Consider the following 17,675-nt stretch of genomic DNA (forward strand, 5'->3'; position numbering starts at 1 on the left):
AAAGGCTGCACATAAAGGCCGGACACGCGACTGCACTCGATATGGCATGTCAGAACGTCAGAAAATCGCACCGCAACGCGGGAGCCATCCACACGGGAACGCTATCCGCCCCATTTGGTTGATGAGCTGGCCTCTTTTGATGGAGACGATCGACATGGCGACCCAAAATCAGGACGGCGGCCCGCGCGCCGGCAGTGCGTTCGACAGCGCCCGCAAAGCGTTCAACGATACCGCGGCCGGCTTCACCGGTCAGGCGGAAGCGCGCGCCCGGGACTATGCCTCGCAGGGCAAGGATCGCGCCGTTGAGGCGCTCGACAACGTCGCCAGCCTGGTCGGCGACGCCGCCTCGCAGGTCAGCGAGAAGCTGGGCGATCAATATGGCGGCTATATCCAGCAGGCGGCCGACGCGGTGAGCGGGTTCGCCACAACGCTGCGCGACAAGGATGCCGACGAGCTGATCGACGATGCCCGCAACGTCGTCCGCTCCTCGCCGGCCGTGGCGATCGCGGCGGCCGCCGCCGTGGGCTTCCTGCTGGCGCGGGTCGTGAAGTCGGGGCTGACTCCCAAGGAGGCAGCGGCGGATGCCGATGCGGATCCCGCTGCCGCGCCCAAGCCAGCGGCCCGCAAGAGCGCCCCTCGCCCAGCGGCCAAGCCTGTGGCGAAGGCAACCGCGAAGCCCCGGGCGGCGGCGAAGCCGAAGGCGCCCAAGGCTCCGCTTGCCGATACGCCGATCGCCGAAACCCCGGCGACGTCCGACGACACGCCGCCCGCAGCCTGATCCTTGACGGCGGGGCGCCCAGACGAACAGGAGACGCTCGGCGCGCTGATGGCGCGGCTGATCGAGGACGGCCGCGCCCTCGCCAAGGCCGAGCTCGCCCTGTTCCGGACCGATTTCTATCGCCGTATCGGCCGGGCGCGCACGGGCGCGTTGCTCTGCCTGATCGGCGCGATCATGGGCCAGGCCGCGGCGGTGACCTTCCTCGTCACTCTGTCCTTCGTCCTGGCGCCGTGGATCGGCCGGCTCGGCGGGGCGGCGGTCTCGGTCCTGCTCGGCATCGGCCTGGCGGTGCTGCTGATCCGCATCGGCGTCCGCAAGCTGATGCTGGTGGTCGAGGATGCCGACGACGATGATGATGCTGACCATGCCGATCCGGTGCATCCCAGCCCGATCGACGAGCTGTTCGAACGCGTCCGGCGACGGTCGCAAGATGCCCGCAACCAGCTCGTCGAGACCGTCGGCGAGGCGCAGGCGCGGCTCCATCCACAGGCGCTGGTCGCCGACCTGGCCGAGATCGTCGTCGATCAGGCCCAGGAAATGAGCCATAAGGCGATCGACGCGATCCGGCGTCGACCCGGCCGTGCCGCGCTGGCCGCCGCCGCGCTGTTGATGCTGGTGCTGCGTCCGCCGCTCCACCGGATCGCCCGCGGCATCGCCCGTGCAACCCGGCGCGGGCCGACGAGTTTCAGCAGCGACCGGCGGCGATCGCCGTCGGCCCGCGACGATGAGGAGACGAGCGCATGACCATCAAGAGCAAGGCCGAGGCGGCCGGAGCCGGCATCAAGCAGCGCGCGGCCCGCGTGGGCGATTATGCCGGCGAGAAGATCAGGACGGGCGGCGAGGCCGCGCGCACCGCGGGACGCAAGGCAGCCGAGGGGGTCGAAAGCTTTCCGGTGGCGGCGCTGCTCGGCGGTCTGGCGGTCGGGGCGGCGATCGGCACGCTCCTGCCCCGCACCCGGCAGGAGGAGGAACTGCTCGGCTCGATCGGCGGCGCGATCAACGACCGCGCCAAGGAAGCCGTCAGCGCCGCGCGCGACGCCGGACAGGCGAAGCTCGACGAGCTCGGCATCAGCACCGATGCGGCCGGCAAGCAGGTCGGCAAGCTGATCGACTCGCTCGCCAAGGTCGCCGAGAGCGCCGGCAACGCCGCGGTGGACGCGGTCCGCTCCTGAGCGTTTCCGGGGCGTCACGGTTCAATCGGGGTTCATCGCCCGGCCGCTAATCGACGGACGAGATCGATTGAAGGGCGCGCGCCGTCGTGCGCGCCGATGGAGAAGAACAGGATAATGAACAGGTTCACCAAGCTCACTGCCGCCCTGATGCTGGCCGGCGCGATCGCCGTGGTCCCCGCCGCATCGGCCCAGGCCGCGGTCGTCGCCAATCAGGATGCCGGGACTTTCATCTCGTCGCTGGGCACCGAGGCGTTCGCCGTGCTCAAGACCGGCAACAAGACCGCGGTCCGGTCCAAGTTCCGCGAGCTGCTGTCGCAGCATTTCGCGATCGACGCGATCGGCGATCGGCTGATCCGCCGCTGGAACAATCAGATCACCCCGCAGCAGAAGGCCGCCTACAAGGCTGCCATCCCGAACTTCATCATCGGCACCTATTCGGACAATCTCTACGATTATGCGAACGCGTCGATGAAGGTGATCCGCACCGCTCCGGCGGGTAGCGGCTTCAATGTGGTGACCCGGGTGCAGAAGCCCGGGGCGCAGCCGATCAGCGCCGTCTGGTCGGTCGCCAAGGTCGGCGGCGCGTTCAAGGTGACCAACCTGACCGTCGCCAACATCAATCTGGCAGTCACCCAAGGACAGGATTTCGACGCGATCATCCAGCGAAAAGGCATTGACGGCCTGATCGCAATGATGAAAGCGCGCGGCTGATCTTTCCGGCGGCCGGGCGGCCGTCACGAAAATAGTGAAGGAACGGGAGGCGGTTCGGGACTATCCTGAACCGCCCTTCTTCGTCAGGAGATGGTGCCAGGTTTCGTCCGGCAGGACGATCAACGGAGTATTCGCATGAGCAAGATCCACCTGGTGTTCGGCGGTCGCGTCAAGGATCCGCAGGGCCTCGATTTCGAGGACCTCAGCCAGATCGACGTCGTCGGTTTCTATGAAGATTACAAGAGCGCCGAGAAGGCGTGGCGCGGCGCGGCGCAGCGGACGGTCGACGATGCCGAGATGAAGTACGTCGTCGTCCACCTCCACAAGCTGCTCGAACCCGAACTGGGCTGATCGACAAGCCATCCACTTCCAAAGACGTCATGCCGGCGAAGGCCGGCATCTCGGGAGGAAGAGAGATATGGTCGCGGCAGGAGACGCCTGAGATGCCGGCCTCCGCCGGCATGACGGATTTCTAGCGGAGCGATCGCCGCCGCCAGGCCAGCAGCGGCCGGATCAGCAGCAGCCCGGCGAGGAAGCCGCCGACATGGGCTCCGGTGGCGATCGCCATCCCATAGTCGGCGAAGGCGAAGCCCATCAGGAACTGGACGCCGATCCAGGCCGCCGCCAGCCAGACTATGTTGATCGCGACGCCCAGCGTCGGATGGCTGGCGAAGCCGCGCGGGCGGCCGAACAGCAACGCATAGCCTGCGAACAGCGCGGAGATCGCGCCGCTCGCGCCGATCATCGGGGTGCCGTCGGCCGGATTGACCAGGAACTGCATGCCCGCGGCGGCATAGGCGCCGACGACATAGAGGATCGCGAGCGCCGCCGGCCCGATCACCGCCTCGACCATGCGGCCGCAGAAGACCAGCATCAGCATGTTGAAGCCGAGGTGCAGCATCCCCCCGTGGAGCAAAGTCGCGGTCAGCGGCGTGATCCAGGCGGGCAGCGCCCCCGGAATCTCCATGCCGGCCAGGCGGGCCGGAACGAAGCCGCCGGCAATGTCGGCCGCGTCGCTCCACCCGAGCAGGACAAGAAGCAAGTAGATCGCCGTCGTACCGATGGCGATCGCATTGGTGCAGCGGCTGGGCGGCAACCGCATCGGCGCCCCGGAAGCGTTCAGATGAACTCGATCTTGGAGACGAGGTAGAAGCGGTCGCCCGACGGCACCGTGACCTCGACCTCGTCGTCGACCTTCTTGCCGATCAGCGCGCGGCCAAGCGGCGAATTGTAGGAGATCTTGCCGGTCTTGGCATCCGCCTCGGTCTGGCCGACGATCTGGTACTTGACCGGCTTGTCGTCGTCATCGAGCAGCGTGACGGTCGCGCCGAACACGATCTTGTCGCCCGACAACATGCTGGGATCGATCACCTGGGCACGGCTCAGCCGGTCCTCGATGTCGGCGATCGACGCCTCGATCTGACCCTGGCGCTCCTTGGCGGCATGATATTCGGCGTTTTCCGAAAGATCGCCATGCGCCCGAGCTTCCTCGATCGCATCGATGATCAGCGGCCGTTCGGCTTTGAGACGGGCGAGCTCCTCGGTGAGCATCTTCTGCCCTTCCGCCAGCATCGGCAGCTTCTCAATGCTCGCCATCGTCCAACAACCCCTTCGTCAAAACCAACGTCCCCGGACGACCCCGGCCGGGCCGCCCGCCCTGAACTCCTGCAATGTGGGGATCAGGCGTGCGAATGAGAATAATAGGATTGAAGCGCGCGCACTTCAAGCTTCCGCTCCCGCAATGCCCCGATCGCCTGCGCCGCCGCGACGCTCGCCGCCGCCGTGGTGAAATAGGGAACGCGGCCGTAAAGCGCCGAGGTTCGGATCGCCTTCGAGTCCAGCAGCGACTGCCAGCCCTCGGTCGTGTTGAAGATCAGATCGACGTCGCCGTCGACGATCCGGTCGACGATGTTCGGCCGCCCCTCCCGCTTCTTGAGCACGGTTTCGACCTCCAGCCCCTGCTCGCGCAGGAAGGCCGCGGTGCCGCTGGTCGCGAGAATGGTGAAGTCCATCGCGATGAGCTGCCGCACGGCGGGCAGGATATGCCCCTTGTCGCCGTCCTTGACCGAGACGAAGGCGGTGCCGCCGAGCGGCAGCCTGGTGCCCGCACCGAGCTGTGCCTTGGAGAAGGCTGTGGCAAAATCGCTATCGATTCCCATGACTTCACCGGTAGATTTCATCTCCGGGCTCAGCACCGGGTCGACCCCGGGGAAACGCGCGAACGGGAATACGGCTTCCTTGACCGCGATATAATCGACGTCGAGACGGATACGCGGCAGCGCCTTGAGACGCTCGCCTGCCATCACCCGCGCCGCGATCTTGGCGATCGGCTGGCCGATCGCCTTGGCCACGAACGGTACGGTGCGGCTGGCGCGCGGATTGACCTCGATCAGGTAGACCTCGCCGTCCTTTACCGCGTACTGGACGTTCATCAGGCCACGCACCTTGAGCGCGCGGGCCAGCGCATCGGTCTGACGCTCGATCTCGGCGATGATCTCCTTGGGCAGGCTGTAAGGCGGCAAGGTGCAGGCGCTGTCGCCCGAATGGACGCCTGCCTCCTCGATATGCTGAAGCACGCCCGCGACCACGACATCGTCGCCGTCGCAGATCGCGTCGACGTCGACCTCGATCGCATCGCGCAGGTACTGATCGATCAAAACTGGTGAATCGCCAGATACTTGGACCGCAGTACTAATATACTGATCGAGCTGCGACGGATCCTCGACGATCTCCATCGCGCGGCCGCCGAGCACGTAAGAAGGCCGCATCAGCACCGGATAGCCGACCCGCTCGGCGACGATCAGCGCCTCTTCGCGGCTGCGGGCGATGCCGTTGCGCGGCTGGCTCAAGCCGAGCTCGCCGACCAGCGCGGCGAAGCGCTCGCGGTCCTCGGCCAGGTCGATCGCGTCCGGGCTGGTGCCGAGGATCGGGATGCCCGCATCCTCCAGCTCCTGCGCCAGCTTGAGCGGGGTCTGCCCGCCGAACTGGACGATCACACCCTTGAGCGTACCCTTCGACTGCTCGACATGCAGGATCTCCAGCACGTCCTCGGCGGTCAGCGGCTCGAAATAGAGGCGGTCCGACGTGTCATAGTCGGTCGACACCGTTTCCGGGTTGCAGTTGACCATGATCGTCTCATAGCCCGCATCGGCCAGCGCAAAGCAGGCGTGGCAGCAGCAATAGTCGAACTCGATCCCCTGACCGATCCGGTTCGGGCCGCCGCCGAGGATGACGATCTTCTCGCGATCGCTCGGATTGCTCTCGCACTCGGGCTCGCCGAAGCTCGGCGCCTCGTAGGTCGAGTACATATAGGGCGTCTTCGCCTCGAACTCGGCCGCGCAGGTGTCGATCCGCTTGAACACCGGGCGGACGCCCAGCTTGTGGCGGTGCGCCCGCACCTCCTTCTCGGTGATGCCGCCGGTCATCGCCCTGGCCGCGTCATGGACGATGCCCGAGCCGCGCGCCTGCTCGCGTGCCATGCCCGCCAGATTGGCCGATTGCAGCGCCAGCCAGGCGAGCCGCTTGTCGGAGAAGCCCATCGCCTTCAGCCGGCGCATGCCCGCCGCGTCCTGCGGCAGGCCCTCGCGGCACACCTCCTCCTCGGCCGCGACGATCTCGGCGAGGCGTTCGAGGAACCAGGGCTCGTACTTGGCGATGCGGTGGATGTCGTCGACCGAGAGGCCTTCGCGCAACGCCTGCGCCGCGACGAGCAGCCGGTCCGGGGTCGGCCGGGCCAGCTCCTCCTCGATCACCGAGCGGGGCGCGCCCTTCAGGCCCTCGACGACGTTGAAGCCGGCGAGCCCGGTCTCCAGGCCGCGCAGCGCCTTCTGCATCGATTCGTGGATGTTGCGGCCGATCGCCATCGTCTCGCCGACAGACTTCATCGCGGTCGACAGCAGCGGCTCGGAGCCCTTGAATTTCTCGAAGGCGAACCGCGGGATCTTGGTGACGACATAGTCGATCGTCGGCTCGAACGAGGCAGGCGTCGCGCCGGTGATGTCGTTCATGATCTCGTCGAGCGTGTAGCCGACCGCCAGCTTGGCGGCGACCTTGGCGATCGGGAAGCCGGTCGCCTTCGACGCCAGCGCCGAGGAGCGCGACACGCGCGGGTTCATCTCGATCACGACCAGGCGGCCGTCGGCCGGGTTGACCGCGAACTGGACGTTCGACCCGCCGGTCTCGACGCCGATCTCGCGCAGCACCGCGATCGAGGCGTTGCGCATGATCTGATATTCCTTGTCGGTCAGCGTCAGCGCCGGCGCGACGGTGATGGAATCGCCCGTGTGGACGCCCATCGGATCGACATTCTCGATCGAGCAGATGATGATGCAGTTGTCGGCGCGATCGCGCACGACCTCCATCTCATATTCCTTCCAGCCGAGCACCGATTCCTCGATCAGCACCTCGGTGGTCGGCGACGCGTCGAGGCCGCCGGTGACGATCTTGACGAACTCGTCCTTGTTGTAGGCGATGCCGCCGCCGGTGCCGCCCATGGTGAAGCTGGGACGGATGATCGCCGGCAGGCCGACATAGTCGAGCACGCGCAGCGCCTCGTCGAGCGTGTGGGCGACATCGGAGCGCGGGCTTTCCAGGCCGATCTTGTCCATCGCCTGGCGGAACTTCAGCCGGTCCTCGGCCTTGTCGATCGCCTCGGCATCGGCGCCGATCATCTGGCAGCCATATTTCTCCAGCGTGCCGTCGTTGAACAGCGCCAGGGCGGTGTTCAGCGCGGTCTGCCCGCCCATTGTCGGCAGGACGGCGTCGGGCCGCTCCTTCTCGATGATCTTGGCGACGATCTCGGGCGTGATCGGCTCGACATAGGTCGCGTCGGCCATCTCCGGATCGGTCATGATGGTGGCGGGGTTCGAGTTGACGAGGATGATGCGATAGCCTTCCTCGCGCAGTGCCTTGCAGGCCTGCGTCCCCGAATAGTCGAACTCGCAGGCCTGACCGATGACGATCGGACCCGCGCCGATAATGAGGATGGAGGAGATGTCAGTGCGCTTGGGCATTATTCGCTTGTTCCATCCTGGGCGGCACAGCCCCAGCCATCATATTCGACGCCGAAATCGACCTCGATCTGCAGGCAGGTGGCGGTAAGGGCCTTGATTGATTCCACGTCGGCACGCTGGTCGCGCACCAGAAAGAGACAGGGATCGCCGTCGGGCGAGGTCTCCATGTCGAGATAGTCGAAGCCCAGCCCCTCAGCCGCCTCGGTCAGGCGCACCAGCGCCTCGGGGCTGCCCCGGAAGCTGACGTCGACGGGGCGCTCTATCTCTGCCCGATCGCCATGTTCGGCGAGATCGGCGAGGACCTCCATATCGGCCCGCCATTCCTCCTCGAGCCGCTGGGGATCGACGGCGCCCTTGGTCACGCCTTCGCCTTCAGCTGGGCGACGAACTGCTCGAACAGATAATGGCTGTCCTGCGGTCCGGGGCTGGCTTCGGGGTGGTACTGGACGCTGAACGCCGGCTTGTCGGTCAGGCGGAGGCCCGCCAGCGAACCGTCGAACAGCGAGATATGGGTGGCCTCGGCATTGGCCGGCAGGCTGTCGGTGTCGACCGCGAAGCCGTGGTTCATGCTGGTGATCTCGACCCGGCCGTCATCGGTGCGCTTGACCGGATGGTTCGCGCCACGATGGCCCTGGTGCATCTTGTAGGTCTTTGCGCCGACCGCGAGGCCGAGCATCTGATGGCCGAGGCAGATGCCGAACAGCGGCGTGCCGACCTCAAGCAGCTTGCGGATCACCGGCACCGCATATTCGCCGGTCGCGGCGGGGTCGCCCGGTCCGTTCGACAGGAATACGCCATCGGGCTTGTGCGCCATCACCTCTTCGAAGCTGGCGGTGGCGGGGACGACCGTCACCCGCGCGCCGGCGGCGACCAGGTTGCGCAGGATGTTGCGCTTCAGCCCATAGTCGATCGCGACGACGTGCGGCGCGTCGGCGGGCGCGGCGTCGAGGTCATAGCCCTCGCCCAGCGTCCACAGGCCGTCGTTCCACTTGTAGGTCTGGGTGGCGCTGACCTCCTTGGCGAGGTCCATGCCCTCCAGCCCCGGCCATTCGCGCGCCTTGCGGCGCAGCGCTTCGATATCGAAGCGACCCTGGGCATTATGCGCGATGACGCCGTTCGGCGCGCCGTTGACGCGGATCGCGCGGGTGAGCGCGCGGGTGTCGACGCCCGAGACACCGATCCGGCCATTGGCCTTCAGCCAGGCGTCGAGATGCTGGCTGCTGCGGAAATTGGCGGGGTCGGTGACGTCCTCGCGCACGACCATGCCGAGCGCGTGGGGGTTGGTCGCCTCGATATCCTCGGCATTGGTGCCGACATTGCCGATGTGCGGGAAGGTGAAGGTGATGATCTGCCCGGCATAGGAGGGATCGGTCATCACCTCCTGATAGCCTGTCATCGCCGTGTTGAAGCAGACCTCGCCGACGGCGTCGCCTTCGGCGCCGAATCCCCTGCCCCAGATCAGCGTCCCGTCGCCGAGAACCAAAACGCCCGTTGCGCCCTCGGGGGGTGTCAGACGCGCGTGATCGGTTTCGGCCACTAGGGCTCTCCTCGGCTATGGGTCGGTGGGCAAACGGCGGCGTACCTAGGGGCCCCTCCTCGGCGGGTCAATTCTATTAAATCAGGAATCTCTGTGCTACGCATCCTCCTTTCCCGAACAGACCGGTGGTTCCCATGATTCGAGACGACATCAAGACGGCGCTCGTCGCCGCGATGAAGGCGCGCGACGCCACCACCACGGCGGCGATCCGCCTGATCCAGTCGGCGATCAAGAACCGCGACATCGAACTGCGGACCGCCGCCCAGCAGCCCGACGACGACCTGCTCGTCACCGAGGTGCTGCAGAAGATGATCAAGCAGCGCCGCGAATCGATCGAGATGTACGAGAAGGGCAACCGCCCCGAGCTCGCCGCCGCCGAGGCGGCCGAGGTCGCGGTGATCGAGCGCTTCCTGCCGCAACAGATGAGCGAGGACGAGGCCCGCGCCGCGATCGACGCCCTTGCGACCGAACTCGGCGCGTCCTCGGTCAAGGACATGGGCCGCGTGATGGCGGCGCTCAAGGAACGCTTCGCCGGCCAGATGGACATGGCCAAGGCCAGCGCCCTGGTGAAGGCGCGGCTGGGGTAAGGTTAAAAAGCCCCCTCCCTGCCAAGGGAGGGGGTTGGGGGTGGGTCATGCCGCGAAGAATCGATCCCCGATTGGCCACCCATGCCCGCACCATGCGGGCAGCACCCACGCCCTTCGAGGATCGGCTCTGGCAGCAGCTTCGCGGCGCGCGGCTAGAAGGACTCAAATTTTCGCGGCAGATCGTCCTGCACGGCTTTATCTGCGATTTCGTCTGCCGCAATCTGCGCCTTGTGATCGAGGTGGACGGCGATACCCATGATCGAGTGCGCGATGCGGACCGGGACCATGCGCTCGGACAGATGGGATATCGGGTGCTGCGCTTCACCAATGCCGAGATCGGCGCGAACATCGAAGGCGTATTGACGGTTATCGCGGCGGCAGCGGCGGGGCGGCCTTCGAAGGTCGAGCTGTCGGGCGGCGTGACCCGCCCCCCGGCCCCCTCCCTTGGCAGGGAGGGGGAGTAGATGTCCCTCTCCCCCCAATTCCTCGACGAGCTCCGCGCCCGGGTCACGCTCTCCACCCTGATCGGGCGGTCGGTGAAGCTCGTGAAGGCCGGACGCGAGTTCAAGGCGTGCTGTCCGTTCCACAACGAGAAGTCGCCGAGCTTCTACGTCAACGACGACAAGGGCTTCTACCATTGCTTCGGCTGCGGCGCGCATGGCGACGCGATCCGTTTCCTGACCGAGGCGAAGGGCCTGACCTTCATCGATGCGGTCAAGGAGCTCGCGCAGGGCGCCGGAATGGAGGTCCCCGCCCCCGATCCGCGGGCAGCGCAGCGCAACGAGATGCAGGCGGGGCTCCATGATGTTATGGCGGCCGCGGCGAGCTGGTTCCAGGAACAGTTGGGCGGGATCGCCGGTGCCGAGGCCCGCGCCTATCTCCAGCGGCGCGGAATCGACGAACGACTGGTGAAGAAATTCGGCATCGGCTTCGCCCCCGATTCGCGCGGCAAGCTCCGCACCGCGCTGAAGAGCTTCGGCGACGCCAAGCTGATCGAGACCGGGTTGCTGATCCAGGTCGAGGACAAGGAACCCTATGACCGGTTCCGGGGCCGCGTGATGATCCCGATCCAGGACCAGCGCGGGCGCGTCATCGCCTTCGGCGGGCGCATCCTCGACAAGGGCGAGCCCAAATATCTGAACTCGCCCGACACGCCGCTGTTCGACAAGGGCCGGACCCTGTTCAACATCGAGCGCGCCAGCGCCGCATCGCGCAAGGCCAACCGCGTGATCGCGGTCGAAGGCTATATGGACGTGATCGCGCTGGCCAAGGCGGGGATCGACGAAGCCGTCGCCGCCAACGGCACCGCGCTGACCGAAGCTCAGCTCGAACGGATGTGGCGGATGTCCGAGATACCGCTCCTCTGCTTCGACGGCGACAAGGCTGGGCAGAAGGCCGCGGTCCGCGCCGCCCAGCGCGCGCTGCCGATGATCGCGCCGGGGCGGACGCTGCGCTTCGCCCTGCTGCCCGGCGGGCAGGACCCCGACGACCTCGTCAAGTCGGGCGGCGTCCGCGCGGTCGAGCAGGTGCTGGGCGAGGCGATCAGCCTCGACGAGTTGCTGTGGCGCGCTGAATATGAGGCGCAGCCGCTGTCGACACCCGAAGCCCGCGCCGGCCTGCGCAAGCGGCTCGGCGACCTCGCCGGATCGATCCAGGACCGCGACGTGCGCGAACTCTACCAGGCCGAGTTCCGCCGCCGCTTCGACGAACTGTTCGGCAGCGCCCAGCGCCGCCCGTTCGAACGAAGCTTCCAGCCCCGGCGGCAGCGCCGCCCCGGCCAGCCCTGGAAACCCGAACCGCTGCCGCCGTCGCGGGCCGCCCATGCGGTGAACAGGAGCGGGGTCAACCCGATGGTGACCCGCGCGGTGATGGCCGGCCTGCTCCGCTTCCCGGCGCTTTTCTCGTCGCACATGGAGGCGATCGGGCAACTCCAGCTTGACGACGAGCGGCTCGACAGGCTGCGTGCGGAAGCCTTCGAAGCTGGATTTTCGGGGCTCCCGCTTGAAAAGGAAAGCCTCGAAACCATATTGGCCGAGGCGGGTCTTGGGGCTGTGGTCGAGGAGCTCAAGGCTACGAACGCTCTTGCCTTTTCCTTCTTGCGCGGCAATGCCGATCCTGACCGTGCTATGCGCGATCTCTCGGCGGCGATCGAGGCCATGGCGGCGCGACCCCTTCTGGACGCGGCGCTGAGGGAGGCCACCGAGCGGTTGGGCATGGCGGCCGACGATGCCGGGCTAGAGGAGCAGCGCAGGCTGCTCGCGGCCCGCGAGGCGGCGGATCGCGCGCTCACCGACCTCGCCCTGGGCGAGGACGGCGGGGGCGCTTAAACTGTTTGAGGCCGGCGTTTCCGGCCGAACATACATTGAGGGCTGGTCTTAGATGGCGAAGACGAACGGGAGCGAGGGTGGCGATCGGATCGACGGTGACGCCCCGCTCATCGATCTCAACGAAGGATCGCTCAAGAAGCTGATCGCCCGCGCGAAGCGCAAGGGCTACATCACCTATGAGCAGCTCAACGAGGCGCTGCCGCAGGATCAGATGACCTCCGACCAGCTCGAGGACGTGATGTCCGCGCTCAACGAGATGGGCGTGAACATCGTCGAGAACGAAGATGCGGGCGAGGACGAGCAGCCCGAGGAGGACGGCATCGACGAGGTCGCCGGCTCCGAGGAAGGCGATACCGGCCCTGCCCTCACCACCACGGCCAAGAAGGAAACGGTCGATCGCACCGACGATCCCGTGCGCATGTACCTGCGCGAGATGGGCGCCGTCGAGCTGCTCAGCCGCGAGGGCGAGATCGCGATCGCGAAGCGCATCGAGGCAGGCCGCGACACGATGATCCTGGGCCTCTGCGAGAGCCCGATCACCTTCAACGCGATCATCGAATGGTCGAACGCTCTCAATGAGGGCACGATGCAGCTGCGCGAGATCCTCGATCTCGACGCGATGCTCTCGAAGGGTCCGACCGCCGAGCAGGTCGAGAACGAGGACGCCGACGGCGAAATCTCGGCCGAGACGGCGGGTCCGACCTTCAAGGAGGAGGATGAGCCCGAGGAGGAGGCCTCCGCCGACGAGGACGAGGACTCGATGACCGAGCGGCGCGCCCCGCGCCCGCAGGAAGACGATGACGAGGATAACACCCTCAGCCTCGCCCAGATGGAAGAGCAGCTCAAGCCAATGGCGCTCGAGCGGTTCGCGGCGATCACCGATCTCTACAAGACCTTCTCGCAGGTCCAGTCCGCGCGCGTCGCCGCGCTCGGCGTCGGCGACGACTTCCCGGCCGCCGAGGAGGAGCGCTACCAGGGCCTGCGCGAGCAGCTCACGGCCGAGGTCGAGAGCGTCCAGTTCCACGGCGCGAAGATCGAATATCTCGTCGACCAGCTCTATTCGTTCAACCGCCGGCTGACCACGCTGGGCGGGCAGATGCTGCGCCTGGCCGAGCGCCACAAGGTGCCGCGCCGCGACTTCCTCGAAGCCTATGTCAACCACGAGATGGAGGACGGCTGGCTCGACCGGGTCGGTCGGATCGACAAGAAGTGGGCGAATTTCGCGGCCAACGAGGCCGACGCCGTCGATCGCATCCGCAACGAGATCGGCGAGATCGCCCAGGCGACCGGCATGGCGCTCAGCGAGTTCCGCCGCATCGTCAACATGGTGCAGAAGGGCGAGCGCGAGGCGCGCATCGCGAAGAAGGAGATGGTCGAGGCCAATCTCCGCCTCGTCATCTCGATCGCCAAGAAATACACCAACCGCGGCCTGCAGTTCCTGGACCTGATCCAGGAGGGCAATATCGGCCTGATGAAGGCCGTCGATAAGTTCGAATATCGCCGCGGCTACAAGTTCAGCACATATGCGACCTGGTGGATCCGGCAGGCGATCACCCGCTCGATCGCCGACCAGGCGCGGACGATCCGCATCCCCGTCCACATGATCGAGACGATCAACAAGCTGGTCCGCACGAGCCGCCAGATCCTGCACGAGATCGGCCGCGAGCCGACTCCCGAGGAACTGGCCGAGCGGCTGTCCATGCCGCTCGAGAAGGTCCGCAAGGTGATGAAGATCGCCAAGGAGCCGATCAGCCTCGAAACGCCGATTGGTGACGAGGAGGACAGCCATCTGGGCGACTTCATCGAGGACAAGAACGCGATCATCCCGGTCGATGCCGCGATCCAGTCCAACCTGAAGGAAACCGTCACCCGCGTCCTCGCCAGCCTCACCCCACGCGAGGAGCGCGTCCTGCGCATGCGCTTCGGCATCGGCATGAACACCGATCACACGCTGGAGGAGGTCGGCCAGCAATTCTCGGTGACGCGCGAGCGCATCCGCCAGATCGAGGCGAAGGCGCTCCGCAAGCTCAAGCATCCGAGCCGCAGCCGCAAGATGCGGAGCTTCCTGGACCAATAGGGCTCGATTGCCTTTCGTCATCCTGGCGAAAGCCGGGATCTCCCTGCCTTTTTCGTGCTTCGGCGAAGAGAAGTGAGATCCCGGCTTTCGCCAGGATGGCCCGAAAATGAGGGCAACGGGACTCCGCTTCAAATATTTCATCGCTGAATTATTGCGAACAGTTCGCATTAGCTATTGCGAGGGTAAATCGTTCGCGCTACGCGGCAGGACGTGAACGAGACGCCCGTCATCCCCGCCCCTCCGGCGAAACGCAAGCCGCAGCACAAGCCCTGGTATCGCTCGCGCGGCTGGTGGCTGAAGCAGCTCCACAACTGGCACTGGATGAGTGCCGCCATCTCGCTGATCGGCATGCTGCTGTTCGCGGCGACGGGCATCACCCTGAACCATGCCGCGACGATCGGCGCTTCGCCTCAGGTCCAGAACCTGTCGGCGAAGCTGCCGGCGCCGATGCTCGCCCAACTCGCCAAGCCCGCGTCCGACAGCGCGCCGCTGCCCCCGGCCATCGTCGCCGAGCTCGATGCCAGGCTTGCGCTCAACGCCGGTGGCAAGCCAGGCGAATGGTCCGATGACGAGGTCTATGTCGCCCTGCCCCGTCCTGGCGGCGATGCCTGGATCAGCATCGACCGCGCGAGCGGCGCGGTGACCGCCGAGATCACCGATCGCGGCTGGATCAGCTACCTCAACGATCTCCACAAGGGACGCAATGCCGGCGAGGGCTGGAGCTGGTTCATCGACATCTTCGCGGCGGCCTGCATCCTGTTCACGCTGACCGGCCTGTTCCTGCTCTACATGCATTCCAAGCCGCGCCCCCTGACCTGGCCGCTCGTCGGACTGGGCCTGGTGGTACCGGTCCTGATCGTCGTCCTCTTCGTCCATTGAGAGAGATCGCCATGCGCACTACGCCCTTCCTGCTCATCGGCGGAATGATCGCCGCCCCCGCCTCGGCGGCGGGGACGATCAACGTGACCATCCCGCAGCTCAAGGTCGCCGAATATCACCGCCCCTATGTCGCGGTGTGGCTGGAACCGACCGGCGGCGGCGCGGCGCGCACCCTGGCGGTGTGGTACGACGTCAAGAAGGGCGGCAACGAGCCCGGCACCAAATGGCTGTCCGACCTGCGCGCCTGGTGGCGCAAGGGCGGCAAGAGCGCGAAGATGCCCGCCGACGGCATCAGCGGTGCCACCCGCGCGCCCGGTACCCACGCGATCCCGCTGCCCGCCGACCTGAAGCCCGGCAACTATGTGCTGGCGGTCGAGGCCGCTCGCGAGACCGGCGGCCGGGAATATGTCACCCTACCGATCAGCGTCCCGGCCAGGCCCGCCAAGGCGGCCGGCAAGACCGAGCTCGGCGCCGTCACCCTCTCCGCCCGCTGAAAGGACCGCCGATGAAGCGCCTCCCCGTCCGCCTGATCGCCGCCGCCGCGATCATCGCCCTTCCCGCCGCCGCCTCGGCGCACCGCCAGTGGATGGTGCCCAACGCGACGGTCTTTTCCGGCACCAACAGCTGGGTGACGGTCGATGCCGCCGCCTCGAACGACCTGTTCTTCGCCGATCATCAGCCGATGCGGCTCGACGGTGTGAAGGTCTGGGCGCCCGACGGCAGCGAAGGCGCGATCGCCAACGGATCGACCGGCCGCTACCGTTCGACCTTCGACGTGAAGCTCGACAAGCCCGGCACATGGAAGATCGGCACCTTCACCAGCGCCGTGATGGGCAGCTTCAAGGTCAATGGCGAGGAACGCCGGGTCGGCGGTCGTCCGGGCGCCGGAACCCCGCCGCTGTCGGTCGCGGACATCCCCGCCGACGCCACCGACGTCAAGCTGACCGAGATGATCGGCCGCAACGAACTCTACATCACCGCCGATGCACCGAGCACCACGGTATTCACGCCGACCGGCAAGGGGATCGAATTCCAGCCGGTGACTCATCCCGACGAGCTGGTCGCGGGCGAGCCCGCCAGCTTCCGCTTCCTCGTCGACGGCAAGCCCGCCAATGGCCTGAAGGTTACGGTGGTCCCCGGCGGCAAGCGCTATCGCAACGACGACGGCGCACGCGAATTCACGACCGGCGCCGACGGTGTCGCCAGGATCGACTGGCCGACACCGGGCATGTACTGGATCAATGCCTCGCTGACCGACGACAAGCCCTCGGCGCCGCGCGCGACCCAGCGCCGGATGAACTATGTGACGACCGTCGAGGTGCTGCTCCCCTGAACGCCCCCCGCATCGCCCTGCCCAGAGAGATCGCGATCGCGGCTTTCGCCGATCGCGATCCGGCTCGGCCGCTGGTCGAGCTCGGCGGCGAGACGATGGGAACGAGCTGGTCGGCGCGCTTCGCCGCGCCGGCCGGCTGCGATCCCACCAGGGTCGAGACGGAAATCCTCGCCCGGCTCGAGACCATCATCGTCGAGATGAGTCATTGGCAGGCGGATTCGCTGATCTCCGGCTATAACCGGGCCGAAGCCGGTACCTGGCATACGCTTCCCGACGATTTCGCGACGGTGGTTTCGACTGCGCTCGACGTCGCGGCGCGCAGCGGCGGCGCCTTCGATCCGACGATCGGCCGCCTCGTCGACCTCGCCGGCTTCGGCCCCGATCCCGCCCTGCGCAGCGATGACCAGGCATCGCTCACGCGCGCCCGGATCAAGGCGGGATGGCGGCATCTGCGCTTCGGCGACGGCCGGCTCCTCCAGCCCGGCGGCCTCGCCCTCGACCTGTCGGGCATCGCCAAGGGCCATGCCGTGGACGCGGTCGCCGACACGCTCGGCGCGCTCGGCATCGCCCATGCGCTGGTCGAGATCGGCGGCGAACTGGTCGGGCGCGGCGTCCGCCCGGACGGCGATCCCTGGTGGGTCGATCTCGAAAACCCGCCCGGCATCCCTCTGCCGCCGCTGCGCATCGCGCTTCACGGCATCGCCGTCGCTACCTCGGGCGATTATCGACGCGGCGCGCACAGCATCGATCCACGCACCGGCCGATCCATCGAAAACGGCGTCCGCTCGGTCAGTGTGATCCACCGGAGCGCCATGCTCGCCGACGCCTGGGCGACGGCGCTGACGGTGGCGGGGCCCGAAGCCGGCCTCGAACTTGCCCGACGCGAGGGCATTGCCGCGCGAATTGTCGGCGATCGCGAATGGCTCACCCCCGCGCTCGTGGAAATGCTGGAATATTGATCCCGGCCCCTTGCCCCTGACGGCCTTCGTCGCCATAGGGCATCATGAATTTCCAACACATGAGGCCGCGATGAAGACCCGCGTCTATGTCACCCTGAAGGGCGGCGTGCTCGATCCCCAGGGCAAGGCGATCCACCATGCGCTCGGCTCGCTCGGTTTCTCGGGTGTCAACGACGTCCGTGCCGGCAAGCTGATCGAGCTCGACCATGACGACGGCGTCAGCGACGCCGAGATCGAGGCGATGTGCAAGAAGCTGCTCGCCAACACCGTCATCGAGAATTTCCGGATCGAACGGGCCTGATC

The 17,675-nt window shown here is 66.8% G+C and carries 19 protein-coding genes; 14 read left to right on the plus strand and 5 right to left on the minus strand.

The features are described from left to right. Window positions 1-154: 154 nt before the first annotated feature. The 5 genes from B5X82_RS17005 (at window position 155) to B5X82_RS17025 (ending at window position 3,012) form a co-directional block, all read left to right on the plus strand. Window positions 155-778, plus strand: coding sequence for a hypothetical protein (locus B5X82_RS17005; RefSeq protein WP_223811320.1), 624 nt, complete (start codon window positions 155-157; stop codon window positions 776-778). Window positions 779-781: 3 nt separating this feature from the next. Beyond that, entirely contained in the window at window positions 782-1,522 is a 741-nt protein-coding gene (locus B5X82_RS17010) for a phage holin family protein (protein WP_125724485.1), read from the plus strand. Beyond that, window positions 1,519-1,950 (plus strand): hypothetical protein, encoded by a 432-nt coding sequence (locus B5X82_RS17015; RefSeq protein ID WP_079649384.1) that lies wholly within the window; start codon window positions 1,519-1,521, stop codon window positions 1,948-1,950. The genes B5X82_RS17010 and B5X82_RS17015 overlap by 4 nt, the downstream gene beginning before the upstream one ends. 114 nt (window positions 1,951-2,064) lie before the next feature. Then, window positions 2,065-2,661: an MlaC/ttg2D family ABC transporter substrate-binding protein gene (locus tag B5X82_RS17020; protein WP_079649385.1), complete on the plus strand. Its 597-nt coding sequence runs from the start codon at window positions 2,065-2,067 to the stop codon at window positions 2,659-2,661. 135 nt (window positions 2,662-2,796) lie between these two features. After that, window positions 2,797-3,012 (plus strand): DUF4170 domain-containing protein, encoded by a 216-nt coding sequence (locus tag B5X82_RS17025; protein WP_079649386.1) that lies wholly within the window; start codon window positions 2,797-2,799, stop codon window positions 3,010-3,012. A gap of 121 nt (window positions 3,013-3,133) precedes the next feature. Here the strand turns inward: B5X82_RS17025 and B5X82_RS17030 are convergent, their stop codons facing one another. The 5 genes from B5X82_RS17030 to carA all read right to left on the minus strand — a co-directional run bounded on the left by B5X82_RS17030 (window position 3,134) and on the right by carA (window position 9,210). Continuing rightward, window positions 3,134-3,763 carry a rhomboid family intramembrane serine protease gene (locus B5X82_RS17030; RefSeq protein WP_079649387.1) on the minus strand — a complete coding sequence of 210 codons (630 nt, stop codon included), beginning with the start codon at window positions 3,761-3,763 and terminating at the stop codon, window positions 3,134-3,136. Between the two features lie 17 nt (window positions 3,764-3,780). Next, window positions 3,781-4,257, minus strand: coding sequence for a transcription elongation factor GreA (gene greA / locus B5X82_RS17035; protein WP_079649388.1), 477 nt, complete (start codon window positions 4,255-4,257; stop codon window positions 3,781-3,783). Window positions 4,258-4,340: 83 nt separating this feature from the next. Further along, window positions 4,341-7,673, minus strand: coding sequence for a carbamoyl-phosphate synthase large subunit (gene carB, locus B5X82_RS17040; protein ID WP_079649389.1), 3,333 nt, complete (start codon window positions 7,671-7,673; stop codon window positions 4,341-4,343). Then, window positions 7,673-8,035, minus strand: a complete 363-nt coding sequence (locus B5X82_RS17045; RefSeq protein ID WP_176152609.1) for a ribonuclease E inhibitor RraB — start codon at window positions 8,033-8,035, stop codon at window positions 7,673-7,675. Before B5X82_RS17045 ends, carB begins: the two co-directional genes overlap by 1 nt. Further along, on the minus strand, window positions 8,032-9,210 hold the full coding sequence (carA, locus tag B5X82_RS17050; RefSeq protein ID WP_079649390.1) for a glutamine-hydrolyzing carbamoyl-phosphate synthase small subunit: 1,179 nt from the start codon (window positions 9,208-9,210) through the stop codon (window positions 8,032-8,034). Before carA ends, B5X82_RS17045 begins: the two co-directional genes overlap by 4 nt. A gap of 134 nt (window positions 9,211-9,344) precedes the next feature. Here carA and B5X82_RS17055 point away from each other — a divergent pair, with 134 nt between their 5' ends. From B5X82_RS17055 to purS, 9 genes are all read left to right on the plus strand, one after another. Continuing rightward, a complete protein-coding gene (locus B5X82_RS17055) occupies window positions 9,345-9,797 on the plus strand; it encodes a GatB/YqeY domain-containing protein (RefSeq protein WP_079649391.1) in 453 nt (150 codons plus the stop codon). 71 nt (window positions 9,798-9,868) lie between these two features. Further along, window positions 9,869-10,261, plus strand: a complete 393-nt coding sequence (locus B5X82_RS17060) for an endonuclease domain-containing protein (protein ID WP_223811319.1) — start codon at window positions 9,869-9,871, stop codon at window positions 10,259-10,261. Beyond that, window positions 10,262-12,124, plus strand: a complete 1,863-nt coding sequence (gene dnaG / locus B5X82_RS17065; RefSeq protein ID WP_079649393.1) for a DNA primase — start codon at window positions 10,262-10,264, stop codon at window positions 12,122-12,124. A 52-nt stretch (window positions 12,125-12,176) separates the two neighbouring features. After that, window positions 12,177-14,201 (plus strand): RNA polymerase sigma factor RpoD, encoded by a 2,025-nt coding sequence (gene rpoD, locus B5X82_RS17070; protein WP_079649394.1) that lies wholly within the window; start codon window positions 12,177-12,179, stop codon window positions 14,199-14,201. 210 nt (window positions 14,202-14,411) lie between these two features. Next, window positions 14,412-15,080, plus strand: coding sequence for a PepSY-associated TM helix domain-containing protein (locus B5X82_RS17075; protein ID WP_377266548.1), 669 nt, complete (start codon window positions 14,412-14,414; stop codon window positions 15,078-15,080). 11 nt (window positions 15,081-15,091) lie between these two features. After that, window positions 15,092-15,574 (plus strand): DUF2271 domain-containing protein, encoded by a 483-nt coding sequence (locus B5X82_RS17080; protein WP_176152610.1) that lies wholly within the window; start codon window positions 15,092-15,094, stop codon window positions 15,572-15,574. Between the two features lie 11 nt (window positions 15,575-15,585). After that, complete coding sequence (locus tag B5X82_RS17085) at window positions 15,586-16,413, plus strand: DUF4198 domain-containing protein (RefSeq protein WP_079649396.1); 828 nt, start codon at window positions 15,586-15,588, stop codon at window positions 16,411-16,413. Window positions 16,414-16,508: 95 nt separating this feature from the next. Continuing rightward, window positions 16,509-17,372 (plus strand): FAD:protein FMN transferase, encoded by an 864-nt coding sequence (locus B5X82_RS17090; protein WP_079649397.1) that lies wholly within the window; start codon window positions 16,509-16,511, stop codon window positions 17,370-17,372. 70 nt (window positions 17,373-17,442) lie between these two features. Beyond that, complete coding sequence (gene purS / locus B5X82_RS17095) at window positions 17,443-17,673, plus strand: phosphoribosylformylglycinamidine synthase subunit PurS (protein WP_011951274.1); 231 nt, start codon at window positions 17,443-17,445, stop codon at window positions 17,671-17,673. The last annotated feature ends 2 nt before the right edge of the window (window positions 17,674-17,675 follow it).

Source organism: Rhizorhabdus histidinilytica, assembly GCF_900167915.1.
GTDB lineage: Bacteria > Pseudomonadota > Alphaproteobacteria > Sphingomonadales > Sphingomonadaceae > Rhizorhabdus > Rhizorhabdus histidinilytica.